The 15,374-nt window shown below is 40.6% G+C and carries 29 protein-coding genes; all 29 read right to left on the reverse strand.

Annotated features, from left to right (window positions below):
- A partial coding sequence (locus ACIQXH_RS19575) for a DNA-directed RNA polymerase subunit alpha (RefSeq protein ID WP_403125371.1) occupies positions 1 to 729 on the reverse strand: 729 nt, incomplete at its 3' end.
- Positions 730 to 905: 176 nt separating this feature from the next.
- Positions 906 to 1,295, reverse strand: coding sequence for a 30S ribosomal protein S11 (gene rpsK / locus ACIQXH_RS19580; protein WP_040372575.1), 390 nt, complete (start codon positions 1,293 to 1,295; stop codon positions 906 to 908).
- 22 nt (positions 1,296 to 1,317) lie between these two features.
- Positions 1,318 to 1,683, reverse strand: coding sequence for a 30S ribosomal protein S13 (gene rpsM / locus ACIQXH_RS19585; protein WP_063235804.1), 366 nt, complete (start codon positions 1,681 to 1,683; stop codon positions 1,318 to 1,320).
- A 22-nt stretch (positions 1,684 to 1,705) separates the two neighbouring features.
- A complete protein-coding gene (rpmJ, locus tag ACIQXH_RS19590) occupies positions 1,706 to 1,819 on the reverse strand; it encodes a 50S ribosomal protein L36 (RefSeq protein WP_003156543.1) in 114 nt (37 codons plus the stop codon).
- A 41-nt stretch (positions 1,820 to 1,860) separates the two neighbouring features.
- On the reverse strand, positions 1,861 to 2,079 hold the full coding sequence (gene infA / locus ACIQXH_RS19595; protein WP_028390440.1) for a translation initiation factor IF-1: 219 nt from the start codon (positions 2,077 to 2,079) through the stop codon (positions 1,861 to 1,863).
- A gap of 564 nt (positions 2,080 to 2,643) precedes the next feature.
- Positions 2,644 to 3,297, reverse strand: a complete 654-nt coding sequence (locus tag ACIQXH_RS19600; RefSeq protein ID WP_402875676.1) for an adenylate kinase — start codon at positions 3,295 to 3,297, stop codon at positions 2,644 to 2,646.
- Positions 3,298 to 3,355: 58 nt separating this feature from the next.
- Positions 3,356 to 4,651: a preprotein translocase subunit SecY gene (gene secY, locus ACIQXH_RS19605; RefSeq protein ID WP_402875677.1), complete on the reverse strand. Its 1,296-nt coding sequence runs from the start codon at positions 4,649 to 4,651 to the stop codon at positions 3,356 to 3,358.
- Positions 4,651 to 5,091 (reverse strand): 50S ribosomal protein L15, encoded by a 441-nt coding sequence (gene rplO / locus ACIQXH_RS19610; RefSeq protein ID WP_402875679.1) that lies wholly within the window; start codon positions 5,089 to 5,091, stop codon positions 4,651 to 4,653. Before rplO ends, secY begins: the two co-directional genes overlap by 1 nt.
- A 32-nt stretch (positions 5,092 to 5,123) precedes the next feature.
- Positions 5,124 to 5,306, reverse strand: coding sequence for a 50S ribosomal protein L30 (gene rpmD / locus ACIQXH_RS19615; RefSeq protein WP_402875681.1), 183 nt, complete (start codon positions 5,304 to 5,306; stop codon positions 5,124 to 5,126).
- 16 nt (positions 5,307 to 5,322) lie between these two features.
- The gene (gene rpsE / locus ACIQXH_RS19620) at positions 5,323 to 5,823 is read right to left on the reverse strand and encodes a 30S ribosomal protein S5 (protein WP_402875683.1); all 501 of its coding nucleotides are present in this window, start codon (positions 5,821 to 5,823) and stop codon (positions 5,323 to 5,325) included.
- A gap of 23 nt (positions 5,824 to 5,846) precedes the next feature.
- Entirely contained in the window at positions 5,847 to 6,209 is a 363-nt protein-coding gene (gene rplR / locus ACIQXH_RS19625) for a 50S ribosomal protein L18 (protein WP_402875684.1), read from the reverse strand.
- 32 nt (positions 6,210 to 6,241) lie between these two features.
- Positions 6,242 to 6,778 (reverse strand): 50S ribosomal protein L6, encoded by a 537-nt coding sequence (gene rplF, locus ACIQXH_RS19630; RefSeq protein WP_402875686.1) that lies wholly within the window; start codon positions 6,776 to 6,778, stop codon positions 6,242 to 6,244.
- A 30-nt stretch (positions 6,779 to 6,808) separates the two neighbouring features.
- On the reverse strand, positions 6,809 to 7,207 hold the full coding sequence (rpsH, locus tag ACIQXH_RS19635) for a 30S ribosomal protein S8 (protein ID WP_285769160.1): 399 nt from the start codon (positions 7,205 to 7,207) through the stop codon (positions 6,809 to 6,811).
- Positions 7,208 to 7,237: 30 nt separating this feature from the next.
- The gene (locus tag ACIQXH_RS19640) at positions 7,238 to 7,423 is read right to left on the reverse strand and encodes a type Z 30S ribosomal protein S14 (RefSeq protein ID WP_402875689.1); all 186 of its coding nucleotides are present in this window, start codon (positions 7,421 to 7,423) and stop codon (positions 7,238 to 7,240) included.
- Between the two features lie 25 nt (positions 7,424 to 7,448).
- A complete protein-coding gene (gene rplE / locus ACIQXH_RS19645; RefSeq protein WP_402875691.1) occupies positions 7,449 to 7,988 on the reverse strand; it encodes a 50S ribosomal protein L5 in 540 nt (179 codons plus the stop codon).
- A 29-nt stretch (positions 7,989 to 8,017) separates the two neighbouring features.
- The gene (gene rplX / locus ACIQXH_RS19650) at positions 8,018 to 8,329 is read right to left on the reverse strand and encodes a 50S ribosomal protein L24 (RefSeq protein ID WP_402875692.1); all 312 of its coding nucleotides are present in this window, start codon (positions 8,327 to 8,329) and stop codon (positions 8,018 to 8,020) included.
- A gap of 41 nt (positions 8,330 to 8,370) precedes the next feature.
- Entirely contained in the window at positions 8,371 to 8,739 is a 369-nt protein-coding gene (rplN, locus tag ACIQXH_RS19655; protein ID WP_402875694.1) for a 50S ribosomal protein L14, read from the reverse strand.
- Between the two features lie 41 nt (positions 8,740 to 8,780).
- Positions 8,781 to 9,044 (reverse strand): 30S ribosomal protein S17, encoded by a 264-nt coding sequence (gene rpsQ, locus ACIQXH_RS19660; RefSeq protein ID WP_402875696.1) that lies wholly within the window; start codon positions 9,042 to 9,044, stop codon positions 8,781 to 8,783.
- 18 nt (positions 9,045 to 9,062) lie between these two features.
- Positions 9,063 to 9,266, reverse strand: coding sequence for a 50S ribosomal protein L29 (gene rpmC, locus ACIQXH_RS19665; RefSeq protein WP_034305010.1), 204 nt, complete (start codon positions 9,264 to 9,266; stop codon positions 9,063 to 9,065).
- Positions 9,256 to 9,690: a 50S ribosomal protein L16 gene (rplP, locus tag ACIQXH_RS19670; protein WP_402875698.1), complete on the reverse strand. Its 435-nt coding sequence runs from the start codon at positions 9,688 to 9,690 to the stop codon at positions 9,256 to 9,258. Before rplP ends, rpmC begins: the two co-directional genes overlap by 11 nt.
- A gap of 1 nt (position 9,691) precedes the next feature.
- Positions 9,692 to 10,348 (reverse strand): 30S ribosomal protein S3, encoded by a 657-nt coding sequence (gene rpsC, locus ACIQXH_RS19675; RefSeq protein WP_402875700.1) that lies wholly within the window; start codon positions 10,346 to 10,348, stop codon positions 9,692 to 9,694.
- A gap of 3 nt (positions 10,349 to 10,351) precedes the next feature.
- Entirely contained in the window at positions 10,352 to 10,693 is a 342-nt protein-coding gene (rplV, locus tag ACIQXH_RS19680) for a 50S ribosomal protein L22 (RefSeq protein WP_061440384.1), read from the reverse strand.
- 17 nt (positions 10,694 to 10,710) lie between these two features.
- Positions 10,711 to 10,989, reverse strand: a complete 279-nt coding sequence (gene rpsS / locus ACIQXH_RS19685; protein ID WP_034305018.1) for a 30S ribosomal protein S19 — start codon at positions 10,987 to 10,989, stop codon at positions 10,711 to 10,713.
- Between the two features lie 60 nt (positions 10,990 to 11,049).
- Positions 11,050 to 11,880 (reverse strand): 50S ribosomal protein L2, encoded by an 831-nt coding sequence (rplB, locus tag ACIQXH_RS19690; protein ID WP_402875702.1) that lies wholly within the window; start codon positions 11,878 to 11,880, stop codon positions 11,050 to 11,052.
- 26 nt (positions 11,881 to 11,906) lie between these two features.
- The gene (rplW, locus tag ACIQXH_RS19695) at positions 11,907 to 12,191 is read right to left on the reverse strand and encodes a 50S ribosomal protein L23 (protein ID WP_402875704.1); all 285 of its coding nucleotides are present in this window, start codon (positions 12,189 to 12,191) and stop codon (positions 11,907 to 11,909) included.
- A complete protein-coding gene (gene rplD / locus ACIQXH_RS19700; protein ID WP_402875706.1) occupies positions 12,191 to 12,814 on the reverse strand; it encodes a 50S ribosomal protein L4 in 624 nt (207 codons plus the stop codon). Before rplD ends, rplW begins: the two co-directional genes overlap by 1 nt.
- 25 nt (positions 12,815 to 12,839) lie before the next feature.
- Positions 12,840 to 13,469: a 50S ribosomal protein L3 gene (gene rplC / locus ACIQXH_RS19705; RefSeq protein ID WP_402875708.1), complete on the reverse strand. Its 630-nt coding sequence runs from the start codon at positions 13,467 to 13,469 to the stop codon at positions 12,840 to 12,842.
- 39 nt (positions 13,470 to 13,508) lie between these two features.
- Positions 13,509 to 13,817 (reverse strand): 30S ribosomal protein S10, encoded by a 309-nt coding sequence (gene rpsJ, locus ACIQXH_RS19710; protein ID WP_402875709.1) that lies wholly within the window; start codon positions 13,815 to 13,817, stop codon positions 13,509 to 13,511.
- A gap of 357 nt (positions 13,818 to 14,174) precedes the next feature.
- Positions 14,175 to 15,362: an elongation factor Tu gene (gene tuf / locus ACIQXH_RS19715; RefSeq protein ID WP_402875712.1), complete on the reverse strand. Its 1,188-nt coding sequence runs from the start codon at positions 15,360 to 15,362 to the stop codon at positions 14,175 to 14,177.
- Between the last annotated feature and the right edge of the window lie 12 nt (positions 15,363 to 15,374).

A 15,374-nucleotide genomic window follows, 5' to 3' on the forward strand; every position in this document is an offset into this window, starting at 1 on the left:
GTCTTCTTCTTTTTCAACCATGATTTCTGCATTTTGAGCTTCATCAGTTAACCCAACAAAGATATTTAAATGCTCTGTTAAAATCTTAGCTCCAAGTGCTACCGCTTCTTGCGGACCCGTACTGCCATCAGTCCAAACATCGAACGTTAACTTGTCAAAGTTAGACAACTGTCCTACACGTGTATTTTCCACTTGGAAAGCTACGCGTGAAACTGGAGTGTAAAGAGCATCAATTGGAATTACACCAATAGGTTGATCTTCTCTCTTGTTTTGAACAGCAGGAGTGTAGCCGCGGCCGCGACGTGCAGATAAGCGCATGCGCATATGACCGTTTTTACCGATTGTAGCAATATATAAATCCGGGTTAAGAATTTCTACATCACTATCATGAGTGATATCAGCAGCCGTAATGACTCCTTCACCCGAAACGTCAATTTCTAGCGTCTTTTCCTCATCGGAATAAATCTTTAGAGCTAGCTTTTTCACATTAAGGATGATTGAAGTTACATCTTCTACGACGCCTTCAATAGTTGAGAACTCATGTAGCACTCCATCAATTTGTATAGCTGTGACAGCAGCACCTGGGAGTGAGGATAATAGGATACGACGTAAGGAGTTACCCAATGTTGTACCATACCCACGCTCTAGTGGCTCTACGAGGAATTTACCGAATTTGGCATCGTCGTTGATTTCAACCGTTTCGATTTTTGGTTTTTCTATTTCGATCATCAACAAACCCTCCTTCAAAACGTCAAAACCCCGGTAAGTAAGCTTGTCACTTAACCGAAATTCCCCATGTATACGTTCCCGCTGTGCGCAACAACTGAAAAATTAATCTTCTGTAAGAACGCAAACTCAGTATTATATCCCATTATTGACAGGAATACAAAATCTATACAGAAAAATTAAACACGGCGACGTTTTGGCGGACGACATCCGTTATGTGGTACTGGAGTTACATCTTTAATTGCAGTTACTTCTAGTCCAGCAGCTTGAAGTGCACGAATAGCAGCTTCACGTCCTGCACCTGGTCCTTTAACTGTAACTTCAAGAGTTTTCATACCATGTTCAATAGATGTTTTAGCAGCAGTTTCTGCAGCCATTTGTGCAGCGAAAGGAGTAGATTTACGAGATCCACGGAATCCTAATGCTCCAGCACTTGACCAAGAAATAGCATTACCATGTGCATCAGTGATAGTAACGATAGTGTTGTTGAATGTTGAACGAATATGTGCAATACCAGTTTCTATATTCTTTTTCACACGACGTTTACGTGTATTAGTTTTGCGTGCCATGAAAAGTAACCTCCTTTACTAATTATTTTTTCTTGTTAGCTACTGTACGACGAGGTCCTTTACGCGTACGTGCATTGTTTTTTGTGTTTTGTCCACGAACAGGAAGACCACGACGGTGACGTAAACCACGGTATGAACCGATTTCCATTAAACGTTTGATGTTAAGGGAAATTTCACGACGTAGATCGCCTTCTACTTTTAACTTGTCAATGATATCACGAATTTTGTTTAATTCGTCTTCCGTTAAATCACGAACGCGAGTTTCTTCAGAGATACCAGCTTCTGCAAGAATTTTAATCGCTGTTTGTTTTCCAATACCATATATATATGTTAATGAGATAACAATTCGTTTGTCACGGGGAATATCTACTCCAGCAATACGTGCCATGCTTGAGTGCACCTCCTTCTATTTAGCCTTGTTTTTGTTTATGTTTAGGGTTTTCGCAAATAACCATAACTTTACCTTTTCTGCGGATAACTTTACACTTTTCGCAGATTGGTTTGACTGATGGTCTGACTTTCATTGCTATCTAACCTCCTTATACAGATCGGAGCGTAACCGGAATTATTTAAACCGGTATGTGATTCTGCCGCGAGTTAGATCATACGGGGAAAGCTCAACCGTAACTTTATCTCCAGGCAAAATGCGAATAAAGTGCATACGAATTTTACCGGATACATGAGCTAAAACAGTATGACCATTTTCTAATTCTACCTTAAACATTGCATTTGGCAAAGTCTCTTGTACTGTGCCTTCTACTTCAATTACATCGTCTTTCGCCATTAAAGTGATTCTCCCTTCTCTATGCGTGAACCTATTACAGGTACACATCTTTCCGTCAACTTTACTCCAGTCCAATTATCCTCAAAAGTCTTACAATTCTGCATCAAGTATTCACCATTTTTGTAGAACCAGGCTTTAACTGAGGACCTTATCAGCTGGACCGAAATGAGGATTTTATGGGTCCTCATGTAAGTCTTGACCGATTCCGTGACCGACATACTCTCAAAAAAAGAGAAGCAATTAGTCTCGACATAGGCTTGAATAGCATGGGAGATGTTTGAAAGGCGCACGCCTGGCATAGCTACTTTCTACCCTCTATATCACGACTCTTTAGGAAATCTACTAGAGTCGTTGCATTTCTTCAACAATTTTGCCGACCGGATATGTCCATGAAGATTACTTAAAACGTAATCGCCCAATTCAGGGAATACCAAGTGCAAGAACCTGATCGATAAATGTGTAAATGCCGTTGCGAAATCCATTATACCCTTTGTATGAAAGGAATGCACCATATTTAAACAGGAAGTTTTTAAATGGCAGGATTTCATAAATTATCAAGAATGATTATTTTTGCAATGGATCAAGTAGCACATCAATGTTTTCAAATACCTTATTAATATCTTGCTGTCCATTAATGTCGACCAAGTACCCTTTTTCTCCGTAGAAATCAAGAAGTGGCTTAGTTTGTTTCAAATTCACATCTAAGCGATTTTGAACCGTTTCTTCATTATCGTCAGCACGTTGATATAAGTCTCCGCCGCAACGGTCACATACATCTTCTTTTGTTGGAGGATTGAAAACAAGGTGATATGTCGAACCGCAAGATTTGCAAATGCGACGACCTGTCAATCTTTCCATTAAGATGCTTTTATCAACATTGATATTAATTACAAAATTAATTTTTCGATCTAAATCAGCAAGAATGTTTTCAAGAGCTTCTGCTTGTGCCACAGTACGTGGGAAACCATCAAGTAGAAATCCTTTTACGCAATCTTCCTTGCTTAAACGCTCACGAACAATGCCGATGGTTACTTCATCAGGAACCAATTCGCCCTTATCCATGAATGATTTAGCCTTTAGACCTAATTCTGTTCCATCTTTGATAGCTGTTCGGAACATATCTCCAGTAGAAATATGAGGGATGTTATATTTTTCTACGATTTTTTCGGCTTGAGTACCTTTACCAGCACCCGGTAGCCCCATTAAAACTAGATTCAATGTTCTTCCCCCTCAAACTCTATAATGGGTAAAGGGAACATATCGTTCCCAGAACTCATTACTTTATAAAGCCTTTATAGTGTCTCTTCACTAGTTGTGCTTCTAGCTGTTTCATCGTATCAAGGGCAACCCCGACTACGATTAGCAAACTAGTTCCGCCAATCTGAGCAGATTGTGGAAGATCAGCAAGCTTTATGAAGAATACCGGTAAAACGGCAATGGCTGCTAAGAATAAAGAGCCAACGAACGTTAAGCGATATAAAACACTAGTTAAATATTCTTGTGTACTCTTACCTGGACGAATCCCTGGCACATAGCCACCTTGCTTTTTCAGATTTTCAGACATTTGCTCAGGATTAACCTGAATGAACGCATAAAAATATGAGAAGGCAATAATAAGAGCAACATATATGATCATGCCAATTGGCTTAGTATAATCAAGGTTTGTTGAAATCCAAGTAGTCACGCTATTCTTCCCGAAGAAAGAGGCGATCGTTGTTGGAGTGATAATAAATGCAGTTGCGAAGATTACCGGGATAACACCCGCAGCATTTACTTTCAATGGTAAATGGGTAGATTGACCACCCATTTGCGTACGACCCACCGCAGCACGTTTGGCATATTGGATTGGAATCTTACGTAATGCTTGCTGAATGAAGATTACAGCAACCACGATTGCTAATACTGCTACTATGATAAGGATAATGGTTACAATTCGTAAGAATAGTTGGTCCCCAGCATTTTCAAACTGCTGTGCATAGATCTGGTTGGCCGTATTAGGCAAACTAGATACAATACCAGCAAAGATAATAATGGAAATCCCATTACCGACACCTTTAGCAGTAATCAACTCTCCTAACCACAAAAGAAAAGCTGTTCCTGCCGTTAAGACAGTCGCAATAAGCAAGTATGTTGCAACCCCAGGAGATTCAATTAACGAGCCACCCGACATATTGTTAAATCCATAAGACATACCCAAAGCTTGGATAAATCCAAGGACAATAGTGAAGTAACGTGTAAATTGAGCCAATTTACGGCGCCCTGCCTCCCCTTGTTTCGACCATTCAGTGAACTTTGGAACAACGTCCATCTGTAATAGCTGTACGATGATTGATGCCGTGATATACGGCATGATCCCCATCGCCAAAATAGAGAAGTTTTGCAGTGCTCCGCCGCCAAAGGTATTTAAAAGACCGATGACGCTCATTTGGTCCTGTTCAGCAAGAAAACCGGCATTCACATGCGGTACAGGAATAAATGTACCGATGCGATAGACGATTAACATGAGAAGGGTAAAAATTATCTTATTTCTTATTTCACCCACGCGCATAAAATTGGAGATCGTGCGAAACATTAGATCACCTCTGTGTTACCGCCAGCAGCTTCGATAGCTTCTTTTGCAGTAGAAGAGAATTTGTGAGCTTTAACAGTAAGCTTTTTCTCAATGTTTCCTTTAGCAAGAATCTTGATTCCTGCTTTTTCTTTACTTACGATACCAGTCTCAAGTAAAAGAGCTGGAGTTACTTCAGTACCGTCTTCGAAAAGATTTAACGTATCAAGATTTACGATAGCATAGTCTTTACGGTTAACGTTGGTAAATCCACGTTTAGGCAAACGTCTGAATAGAGGAGTTTGACCCCCTTCAAATCCAAGGCGTACACCGCCGCCAGAGCGAGCGTTTTGTCCTTTGTGTCCTTTACCTGCTGTTTTACCGTTACCAGATCCAATACCGCGACCTTTACGTTTACGTTCTTTACGAGAACCTTCTGCAGATTTTAACTCATGAAGTTTCATGTTGGCACCTCCTTGTTAAGTTAAAAATTATTTTATTGTTCTTTTACAGTAACAAGATGAGATACTTTGGTAATCATACCACGAATCGCAGGGTTGTCATCTTGAACAACCGTTTGATGCATTTTGTGTAAACCCAAAGTGTTAACTGTAACACGTTGATCTTCAGGACGACCGATCAAGCTGCGAGTGAGGGTAATTTCTAATTTATTAGCCATTATACGATTTCCCTCCTTATCCTAACAGTTCTTGTACTGATTTACCACGTAACTTAGCTACGTCCTCAGCACGTTTTAATTGCTTCAATCCTTCGATTGTTGCACGAACCATATTAATAGGTGTGTTAGTACCTAATGATTTAGACAAGATATCACTAATTCCGCCTAATTCAAGGACCGCACGAACAGGACCACCAGCAATAACTCCTGTACCTTCAGAAGCTGGTTTCAAAAGAATGTGACCAGCGCCAAAGTGACCATTCACAAGGTGAGGAATTGTAGTTCCTACCATTGGTACAGTAATTAGATTTTTCTTAGCATCCTCAATAGCTTTACGGATTGCATCCGGAACTTCTTGAGCTTTACCAGTACCAAATCCAACATGACCGTTTTTATCACCTACAACAACTAGTGCAGTGAAACGGAAACGACGTCCGCCTTTAACAACTTTAGCTACACGGTTTACGGTAACTACGCGTTCTTCAAGTTCTAATTTATTAGGATCAATGCTACGCATCTGTATATGTCCCTCCTTATCCATTAAAATTCTAAGCCGTTTTCACGAGCAGCGTCAGCTAATGCTTTAACACGACCATGGAAGAGGTAACCACCGCGGTCAAATACCACAGCTTTTAAACCTTTTTCAATAGCACGTTTCGCAATAAGTTCGCCAACTTTTTGAGCTGCTTCAGCGTTGCTACCAGCTTCAATGCTAATCTCTTTATCAAGAGTTGAAGCACTTGCTAATGTTACGCCTTTTGCATCGTCAATCAATTGTGCGTAAATGTGTTTGTTTGAACGGAACACATTTAAACGAGGACGAGCTTCCGTTCCAGAAATCTTTGCACGTACACGTGCATGGCGTTTCTGACGAGTAGCATTTTTATCAAGCTTCGTAATCATTTACGTCACTCCTTTCGTTTACTTAAGCAGCATTACTTACCAGTTTTACCTTCTTTACGACGAACGAATTCGCCAACGTAACGGATACCTTTACCTTTATACGGTTCAGGTGGGCGAGTATCACGAATGTTAGCTGCAAGAGCACCTACACGTTCTTTACTAGCACCTTTAACGATTACTTTTGTATTAGAAGGAACTTCGACTTCAACGCCTGCTTCTGGTTCTATTTCTACAGGGTGAGAATATCCTACGTTAAGGATAAGCTTAGTACCTTGCTTTTGAGCACGGTACCCAACCCCAATAAGTTCTAGTGACTTTTCGAATCCTTTTGAAACTCCTTCAATCATGTTAGCGATAAGAGCGCGAGTAGTACCGTGTAAAGAACGGTGAGCTTTCTCGTCAGACGGGCGTGTAACAGTTACCACGTTCTCTTCAACAACGATTGTAAGATCAGGATTAAATGATCTAGTTAATTCACCTTTAGGGCCTTTAACAGTTACTTCACTTCCGTTTACAGTAACTGTTACGCCTGCAGGGATTTCAACAGGTTTTTTACCTATACGAGACATATTGTGCACCTCCATTCTTGTGAAAATGTATTACCAAACGTATGCTAAAACTTCTCCGCCAACTTGTTTAGAGCGAGCTTCCTTGTCTGTTAAAACTCCGTGAGAAGTAGAAACAATTGCGATACCTAAACCGTTTAGAACGCGTGGTACCTCTCCAGTTTTTGCATATACACGCAAACCAGGTTTGCTGATACGTTTAAGACCAGTGATAACACGTTCGTTGTTTGCACCGTATTTTAAGAAGATACGGATGATACCTTGTTTGTTGTCTTCGATTAATTCAAAGTCACGTACGAAGCCCTCACGCTTTAAGATCTCAGCAATTTCCTTTTTGATCTTTGAAGCAGGAACTTCTAGCTTTTCGTGACGAACCATATTCGCATTACGGATGCGAGTAAGCATATCTGCAATAGGATCTGTCATGACCATTTTATTTTACCTCCTTCCCAAACTCGGGTTTTACCAGCTAGCTTTTTTAACGCCAGGAATTTGTCCTTTATGTGCAAGTTCGCGGAAACAAATACGACATAGTTTAAATTTACGTATTACAGAATGTGGACGGCCGCAACGTTCGCAACGTGTATATTCTTGTACTTTAAACTTTTGTTCGCGTTTTTGCTTTACGATCATAGACTTTTTAGCCACGATTTCGCCTCCCTTTATTTAGAGATTACTTTTGGAACGGCATTCCAACTTGAGTAAGTAGTTCACGAGCTTCTTCGTCAGTGTTGGCAGTCGTTACGATAACGATATCCATACCACGAACTTTGCTCACTTTATCGTAATCAATCTCAGGGAAGATAAGTTGTTCTTTAATACCTAATGTATAGTTCCCACGTCCGTCAAAAGATTTCTTTGAAACGCCGCGGAAATCACGTACACGTGGTAAAGATACAGATACTAGCTTATCAAGGAATTGATACATACGTTCTCCACGTAGTGTAACCTTCGCTCCGATAGGCATACCTTCACGCAAACGGAATCCTGCGATTGATTTTTTAGCTTTAGTTATTACTGGTTTTTGACCAGCGATAAGTGTTAATTCTTCAACTGCTGTATCTAAAGCTTTTGAGTTAGATACTGCGTCACCAACACCCATGTTAATAACGATCTTTTCAATAGTTGGTACTTGCATTACTGATTGATAGTTGAATTTACCCATTAATGATGGTGTAATTTCGCTGTTATATTTTTCTTTAAGGCGGCTCATTGCTTCGTGTACCTCCCTTCATTTATGACTTATTTATCTAAAGATTCACCTGATATTTTAGCTACGCGTACTTTCTTGCCGTTTTCAATCTTATATCCAACACGAGTCGGTTTACCTGTTTTCGGATCAAGAGGCATTACATTGGATGCGTGAATAGCAGCTTCTCGGCTGATAATTCCACCTTGTGGATTAACTTGAGATGGCTTAGAGTGCTTTTTCACAATATTAATTCCTTCAACAAGCACACGATTTTGTTTCGGATATGCTTCAAGAATTGTTCCTTGTTTGCCTTTGTCCTTACCAGAGATGACTACGACTTTGTCACCTTTTTTAACATGCATTAGCTTGGCACCTCCTTGAAAGGCTTTACGAAATTTAACTATTATAAAACTTCTGGAGCTAGAGAAACGATCTTCATGAAACTGTTATCACGTAATTCACGAGCAACAGGTCCAAAAATACGAGTTCCACGTGGGCTCTTATCGTCACGGATAATTACACATGCGTTCTCATCGAAACGAATGTAAGAACCGTCAGGACGACGCATACCACGTTTTGTACGAACAACAACAGCCTTAACGACTTCACCTTTTTTAACAACGCCTCCAGGTGTTGCTTGTTTAACGGTACAAACTATAACATCGCCGATATTAGCATATTTACGTCCAGAACCACCTAGTACTTTAATAGCTAGAACTTCACGTGCACCTGAATTGTCAGCGACTTTTAAACGAGATTCTTGTTGAATCATGTACGGTACCTCCCTTCGGAATTAACTTAATCCGAACAAAATTAAATGATTACTGATTTTTCTACTACTTCTAGAAGACGGAAACGTTTTGTAGCTGAAAGTGGACGAGTTTCCATGATACGTACTACATCGCCTGCTTTAGCTTCATTCAGCTCGTCATGAGCTTTTAACTTTTTAGAGTATTTTACGCGTTTACCGTATAAAGAATGCTTTTTATAGGTTTCTACAACGACTGTTACGGTTTTATCCATTTTGTCGGATACTACGCGGCCAGTGTAGACTTTGCGTTGGTTGCGTTCGCTCATTATGCAAACCTCCATTCATTATCGATTAGTGACACCGATCTCTCTTTGACGAACAACTGTTTTCATACGAGCGATCGATTTGCGAACTTCACGGATGCGAGCTGTATTTTCAAGTTGTCCAGTAGCTAACTGGAAACGAAGATTAAATAGTTCTTCTTTAAGAGATTTTAGTTTTTGTTCAATTTCAGCAGTGGTTAGATCTTTGATTTCATTAGCTTTCATTTGTTTCACCACCAATTTCCTCTCTTTTTACAAACTTACATTTGATTGGAAGTTTGTGTGCTGCAAGGCGCAATGCTTCTCTTGCCACCTCTTCAGATACACCAGAGATTTCAAACAATACTTTGCCCGGTTTAACGACTGCTACCCAACCTTCAGGAGCACCTTTACCGGAACCCATCCGTACTTCAAGCGGCTTAGCAGTGTAAGGTTTGCTTGGGAAGATCTTGATCCAAACTTTACCTCCACGCTTCATGTAACGAGTCATCGCTACACGAGCTGCTTCGATTTGACGGTTAGTGATCCAGGAAGCTTCTTGAGCTTGAAGTCCAAATTCTCCGAAATGAACTTCACGTCCGCCTTTAGCCATCCCTCTCATCTTACCGCGATGTTCACGACGGTATTTTACGCGTTTTGGCAATAACATATTATTTTCCTCCTTCCTCAGATTTCTTCTTAGTAGGAAGAACTTCTCCACGGTAGATCCAAACTTTCACGCCTAGCTTCCCGTAAGTAGTATCTGCTTCAGCATGAGCATAATCTATGTCAGCACGAAGTGTGTGAAGTGGAACTGTTCCCTCGCTGTAGTGTTCAGCACGAGCAATATCTGCACCGCCAAGACGACCAGAAACTTGAGTTTTGATTCCTTTAGCGCCTGAACGCATTGTACGTTGAATAGCTTGTTTTTGAGCACGACGGAATGAAACACGATTTTCTAATTGACGAGCGATGTTCTCAGCAACCAATTTCGCATCAAGATCTGCTCTTTTGATTTCGATGATATTGATGTGAACTCTTTTGCCAGTTAATTGGTTTAATGCTTTACGAAGTGCTTCAACTTCAGTGCCGCCCTTACCGATAACCATACCTGGTTTAGCAGTATGAACTGATACATTGATGCGGTTAGCTGCACGTTCGATTTCAACCTTGGATACAGAAGCATCACTTAGACGTTTCGCGATATACTCACGAACTCTAAGGTCTTCATGCAAAAGAACTGCGTAGTCTTTATCAGCGTACCATTTGGATTCCCAATCACGGATGATCCCGATACGCATACCGACTGGATTTACCTTTTGACCCACAGATTACCCCTCCTTCTTTTCTGATACAACGATTGTAATATGACTAGTACGTTTGTTAATTGCACTCGCACGACCTTGAGCGCGAGGACGGAAACGTTTTAATGTTGGTCCTTCGTTAACGTATGCCTCTGAAACGACTAGGTTATTGATATCCATTTCGTAGTTATGTTCTGCATTTGCGATAGCAGATTTCAGAATTTTTTCTACGACTGGAGAAGCAGATTTTGGTGTTAAGCGAAGAATCGCTACTGCTTCACCTACTTGTTTTCCTCGAATTAAGTCTGCGACTAAACGCACTTTACGAGGAGCAATACGAACTGTTCTAGCGACAGCTTTTGCTTGCATGAGATGCCCTCCTCTCATTAACGTCTTGTTTTCTTGTCATCACTTGCGTGACCTTTATAAGTGCGTGTAGGCGCGAATTCGCCTAGTTTGTGACCTACCATGTCTTCTGTTACATAAACCGGCACATGCTTACGACCGTCATAAACAGCGATTGTATGTCCGATGAATTGCGGGAAGATTGTTGAGCGACGAGACCAAGTTTTTACTACCTGTTTCTTGTCTGCTTCATTTAATTTTTCAACTTTTACCAATAAATGATCATCAACAAAAGGCCCTTTTTTTAAGCTACGACCCATGCGAGTACCTCCCTTCGTGATCGTTCTACGGTCCGATTAATGAACCGTAGCTCAACCCCGTTATTTTTTACGACGACGAACGATAAATTTATCGGATTTATTTTTCTTCTTACGTGTTTTGAATCCAAGAGTTGGTTTACCCCAAGGAGACATTGGTGATTTACGTCCGATTGGTGCTTTACCTTCACCACCACCGTGTGGGTGATCATTCGGGTTCATTACTGATCCACGTACAGTTGGGCGTTTACCTAACCAACGATTACGACCAGCTTTACCAATGTTGATAAGTTCATGTTGTTCGTTACCAACTTGACCGATTGTAGCACGGCAAGTAGCAAGAATCATACGAACCTCACCAGAATTTAAACGTACAAGAACATAACGACCTTCTTTACCAAGTACTTGTGCAGATGTACCTGCAGAACGGACTAATTGTCCACCTTTTCCTGGTTTTAATTCGATGTTATGAATTACTGTACCAACTGGGATGTTAATTAGAGGAAGTGCGTTACCCACTTTAATATCGGCTTCTGGGCCAGACATAACTTCCAAACCTACTTCTAGGTTTTTAGGAGCTAGGATATAACGTTTTTCTCCATCAACGTAATTAATTAATGCAATGTTTGCAGAACGATTTGGATCGTACTCAATAGTAGCAACGCGTCCTGGTATACCATCTTTATTCCGTTTGAAATCGATGATACGGTATTGACGCTTGTGGCCGCCACCTTGATGACGAACTGTTAACTTACCTTGGTTATTACGGCCGCCTTTATTGTGTAAAGGAGCAAGTAATGATTTTTCGGGTTTGTCTGTAGTAATCTCAGCAAAATCCGAAGTTGTCATATTACGTCGACCGTTAGAGGTAGGTTTATACTTCTTAATCGCCATTTGTATTTCCCTCCTTCTCTAATGAATTAAGCTTCGAATAGCTCGATTTCTTTGCTGTCAGCAGTTAATTTAACAATAGCTTTACGGCGCTTGTTAGTATAGCCTGCATGTTTGCCCATGCGTTTGAATTTACCTTTGTAGTTCATGATATTTACCTTTTCAACTTTTACGCCGAAAACTTCTTGAACCGCATCTTTAACTTGAGTTTTGTTAGCTCTAACATCAACTTCAAAAGTATACTTCTTTTCAGCCATAGCGTCTGAAGAAGCTTCTGTGATTACGGGGCGCTTAATGATATCGCGTGCATCCATTATGCAAGCACCTCCTCTACTTTTTCGACAGCTGATTTAGTCAAGATCAATTTGTTGTGTGAAACAACATCAAGAACATTAAGACCAACAGCTTCAACCACAGTAACACCTGGGATGTTACGTGCAGAAAGAGCAACCTTCTCATCTAAACCGTCAGTAACGATCAACGTTTTAGTATCTACAGAAAGATTTTTTAGTACAGCTACAAATTCTTTCGTTTTTGGAGCTTCGAAAGTCAAGCTTTCAAGTACTAAGATGTTTTCTTCCAATGCCTTTGCAGACAATGCAGATTTAATAGCTAAGCGACGTACCTTTTTAGGCAACTTGTAAGAGTATGATCTTGGAGTTGGTCCAAAAACGATACCACCGCCACGCCATTGTGGAGAACGGATAGAACCTTGACGCGCACGTCCAGTTCCTTTTTGTTTCCAAGGTTTACGTCCACCGCCTGCAACTTCAGAACGGTTTTTAACTTTATGAGTTCCTTGACGTAAGGAAGCTCGTTGCATGATGATTGCTTCAAATAATACATGATTATTAGGTTCGATACCAAAGATGGATTCGTTTAGCTCGATGTCGCCAACTTGTGAACCTGTTTGGTTGAACAATGTAACTTTTGGCATTCTATTGCTCCTCCTTTCTCAGAAATTACTTTGCTTTAACAGCAGTTTTAACTTTGATCAGCGCTTTTCTAGCACCAGGTACATTACCTTTGACCAATAGTAGATTACGTTCAACATCAACTTTAACGATAGCTAAGTTTTGAACAGTAACTTGTTCCCCACCCATACGTCCTGGTAATAGTTTACCTTTGAATACGCGGTTTGGAGCAACAGGACCCATTGAACCTGGGCGACGGTGGTAACGAGAACCATGAGTCATCGGTCCGCGAGATTGTCCGTGGCGTTTAATAGCACCTTGGAAACCTTTACCTTTTGAAATTCCTATTACATCTACTAAATCGCCTTCAGCGAAAATACTAACATTGACTTCTTGACCGATCTCGTATGAAGCAAGATCCGTTCCGCGGAATTCGCGAATGAAGCGCTTAGGAGTAGTATTTGCTTTTTCAACGTGTCCCTTTTCAGGTTTGTTAGAAAGCTTTTCGCGTTTGTTTTCAAAACCAACTTGAATTGCTTCATAACCGTCAGTTTCAACAGTTTTCTTTTGAAGTACTACATTGTTAGCAGCTTCGATTACTGTTACCGGGATAAGTTCGCCATTTTCAGCAAAAACTTGAGTCATACCGATTTTTCTTCCTAAGATTCCTTTGGTCATAAGTCACACCTCCTAGAGTAATTGTTCTTATTATATAAATTATAATTTAATTTCGATGTCAACGCCTGACGGTAAATCTAAACGCATCAATGAATCAACTGTTTGCGGAGTTGGATTAACGATATCGATTAGACGTTTATGCGTACGCATTTCGAATTGTTCGCGAGAGTCTTTGTATTTATGAACCGCACGAAGGACCGTATAGATAGATCTTTCAGTTGGCAATGGAATTGGACCAGCAACAGTCGCACCAGAACGTTTTGCAGTTTCAACAATTTTCTCAGCAGATTGATCAAGGATTCTGTGATCATATGCTTTCAAACGAATACGAATTTTTTGTTTTGCCATAATTTTCCCTCCTTTTCGCCTATTTTATAAAATAGACCTTCTCAATGGAAATTTCCCACACACTCGCCATGGCAAAGCGGCCGGGTGTGTCAGCAACCTTCCATATCATCGCAGTCAAAGACCAACATTGTCTATTATACATAACACACAAGTTAAATGCAAGTTAAACTTAAATCTTTCTTGTGCAACACACTTTTATTATTATACATACAATCTTTAGGATTTACAAGTAGATTCTATATCTCTATTTCTAACCAGTTTCTTCTATTATAATCCTAAAGGCAAAAAAAAGAAGCAGACGGCGTCCCATCTGCTTCTTCCGGAAGGCGTCCCTTCCAATATTCGATTTAGAATCGATTATTCTTGGATTGTAGCAACTACACCAGCGCCTACAGTACGTCCACCCTCACGGATAGAGAATTTAGTACCTTCTTCGATAGCGATAGGAGCGATAAGTTCTACTGACATTTCAATGTTATCTCCAGGCATAACCATTTCTACGCCTTCAGGAAGGTTACAAATACCAGTTACGTCAGTTGTACGGAAGTAGAACTGCGGACGGTAGTTTGTGAAGAATGGAGTATGACGTCCACCTTCTTCTTTAGAAAGAACATATACTTCAGCTTTGAATTTGCTGTGTGGAGTGATTGTATTTGGCTTAGCAAGTACTTGTCCACGTTGGATATCTTCACGAGCAACACCACGAAGTAGAGCTCCGATGTTGTCACCAGCTTCAGCATAATCAAGAAGTTTACGGAACATTTCAACACCAGTTACAGTTGTTGGTTTTGCTTCGTCGTTGAAACCGATGATGTCTACAACGTCACCGACTTTAACTTGTCCACGTTCAACACGTCCTGTAGCAACTGTTCCACGACCAGTGATTGAGAATACATCCTCAACTGGCATCATGAATGGTTTGTCAGTGTCACGAGTTGGTTCTGGAATGTACTCGTCAACAGCAGCCATTAATTCATGAATTTTTTCTTCCCAAGCAGCATCTCCTTCAAGAGCTTTAAGAGCAGAACCTTTGATAACTGGAACGTCATCGCCAGGGAAATCGTATTCAGAAAGAAGATCACGAATTTCCATTTCTACTAATTCAAGAAGTTCTTCGTCATCAACCATGTCGCATTTGTTCATGAATACAACTAGGAAAGGAACACCAACTTGTTTAGAAAGAAGGATGTGCTCACGAGTTTGAGGCATTGGGCCATCAGCAGCAGAAACTACTAAGATACCACCATCCATTTGTGCAGCACCAGTGATCATGTTTTTAACATAGTCAGCATGTCCTGGGCAGTCAACGTGTGCATAGTGACGAGTAGCTGTTTCGTACTCAACGTGTGCAGTAGAGATTGTGATACCACGTTCTCTTTCTTCTGGCGCACCATCAATTTGGTCATACGCGCGTGCTTCTGCTCCACCAGCTTTAGCAAGTACAGTAGTGATTGCAGCAGTTAGAGTTGTTTTACCATGGTCAACGTGTCCAATTGTTCCAACGTTAACATGCGGTTTTGAACGATCATATTTAGCTTTTCCCATTAGGAATTCCTC

Source organism: Peribacillus sp. NPDC097225, assembly GCF_044761955.1.
Taxonomy (GTDB): domain Bacteria; phylum Bacillota; class Bacilli; order Bacillales; family DSM-1321; genus Peribacillus.

What these genes read in the sequence shown, in the direction of transcription:
- rpsK (WP_040372575.1), bottom strand. Translation starts at nt 1,295, where the DNA reads ATGGCACGCAAAACTAATACACGTAAACGTCGTGTGAAAAAGAATATA.
- rpsM (WP_063235804.1), bottom strand. Translation starts at nt 1,683, where the DNA reads ATGGCACGTATTGCTGGAGTAGATATTCCCCGTGACAAACGAATTGTT.
- rpmJ (WP_003156543.1), bottom strand. Translation starts at nt 1,819, where the DNA reads ATGAAAGTCAGACCATCAGTCAAACCAATCTGCGAAAAGTGTAAAGTT.
- infA (WP_028390440.1), bottom strand. Translation starts at nt 2,079, where the DNA reads ATGGCGAAAGACGATGTAATTGAAGTAGAAGGCACAGTACAAGAGACT.
- secY (WP_402875677.1), bottom strand. Translation starts at nt 4,651, where the DNA reads ATGTTTCGCACGATCTCCAATTTTATGCGCGTGGGTGAAATAAGAAAT.
- rplO (WP_402875679.1), bottom strand. Translation starts at nt 5,091, where the DNA reads ATGAAACTTCATGAGTTAAAATCTGCAGAAGGTTCTCGTAAAGAACGT.
- rpmD (WP_402875681.1), bottom strand. Translation starts at nt 5,306, where the DNA reads ATGGCTAATAAATTAGAAATTACCCTCACTCGCAGCTTGATCGGTCGT.
- rpsE (WP_402875683.1), bottom strand. Translation starts at nt 5,823, where the DNA reads ATGCGTAGCATTGATCCTAATAAATTAGAACTTGAAGAACGCGTAGTT.
- rplR (WP_402875684.1), bottom strand. Translation starts at nt 6,209, where the DNA reads ATGATTACGAAGCTTGATAAAAATGCTACTCGTCAGAAACGCCATGCA.
- rplF (WP_402875686.1), bottom strand. Translation starts at nt 6,778, where the DNA reads ATGTCTCGTATAGGTAAAAAACCTGTTGAAATCCCTGCAGGCGTAACA.
- rpsH (WP_285769160.1), bottom strand. Translation starts at nt 7,207, where the DNA reads ATGGTCATGACAGATCCTATTGCAGATATGCTTACTCGCATCCGTAAT.
- rplE (WP_402875691.1), bottom strand. Translation starts at nt 7,988, where the DNA reads ATGAGCCGCCTTAAAGAAAAATATAACAGCGAAATTACACCATCATTA.
- rplX (WP_402875692.1), bottom strand. Translation starts at nt 8,329, where the DNA reads ATGCATGTTAAAAAAGGTGACAAAGTCGTAGTCATCTCTGGTAAGGAC.
- rplN (WP_402875694.1), bottom strand. Translation starts at nt 8,739, where the DNA reads ATGATTCAACAAGAATCTCGTTTAAAAGTCGCTGACAATTCAGGTGCA.
- rpsQ (WP_402875696.1), bottom strand. Translation starts at nt 9,044, where the DNA reads ATGAGCGAACGCAACCAACGCAAAGTCTACACTGGCCGCGTAGTATCC.
- rpmC (WP_034305010.1), bottom strand. Translation starts at nt 9,266, where the DNA reads ATGAAAGCTAATGAAATCAAAGATCTAACCACTGCTGAAATTGAACAA.
- rplP (WP_402875698.1), bottom strand. Translation starts at nt 9,690, where the DNA reads ATGTTATTGCCAAAACGCGTAAAATACCGTCGTGAACATCGCGGTAAG.
- rplV (WP_061440384.1), bottom strand. Translation starts at nt 10,693, where the DNA reads ATGCAAGCAAAAGCTGTCGCTAGAACAGTTCGTATTGCTCCTCGTAAA.
- rpsS (WP_034305018.1), bottom strand. Translation starts at nt 10,989, where the DNA reads ATGGGTCGTAGCTTAAAAAAAGGGCCTTTTGTTGATGATCATTTATTG.
- rplB (WP_402875702.1), bottom strand. Translation starts at nt 11,880, where the DNA reads ATGGCGATTAAGAAGTATAAACCTACCTCTAACGGTCGACGTAATATG.
- rplW (WP_402875704.1), bottom strand. Translation starts at nt 12,191, where the DNA reads ATGGATGCACGCGATATCATTAAGCGCCCCGTAATCACAGAAGCTTCT.
- rplD (WP_402875706.1), bottom strand. Translation starts at nt 12,814, where the DNA reads ATGCCAAAAGTTACATTGTTCAACCAAACAGGTTCACAAGTTGGCGAC.
- rplC (WP_402875708.1), bottom strand. Translation starts at nt 13,469, where the DNA reads ATGACCAAAGGAATCTTAGGAAGAAAAATCGGTATGACTCAAGTTTTT.
- rpsJ (WP_402875709.1), bottom strand. Translation starts at nt 13,817, where the DNA reads ATGGCAAAACAAAAAATTCGTATTCGTTTGAAAGCATATGATCACAGA.
- tuf (WP_402875712.1), bottom strand. Translation starts at nt 15,362, where the DNA reads ATGGGAAAAGCTAAATATGATCGTTCAAAACCGCATGTTAACGTTGGA.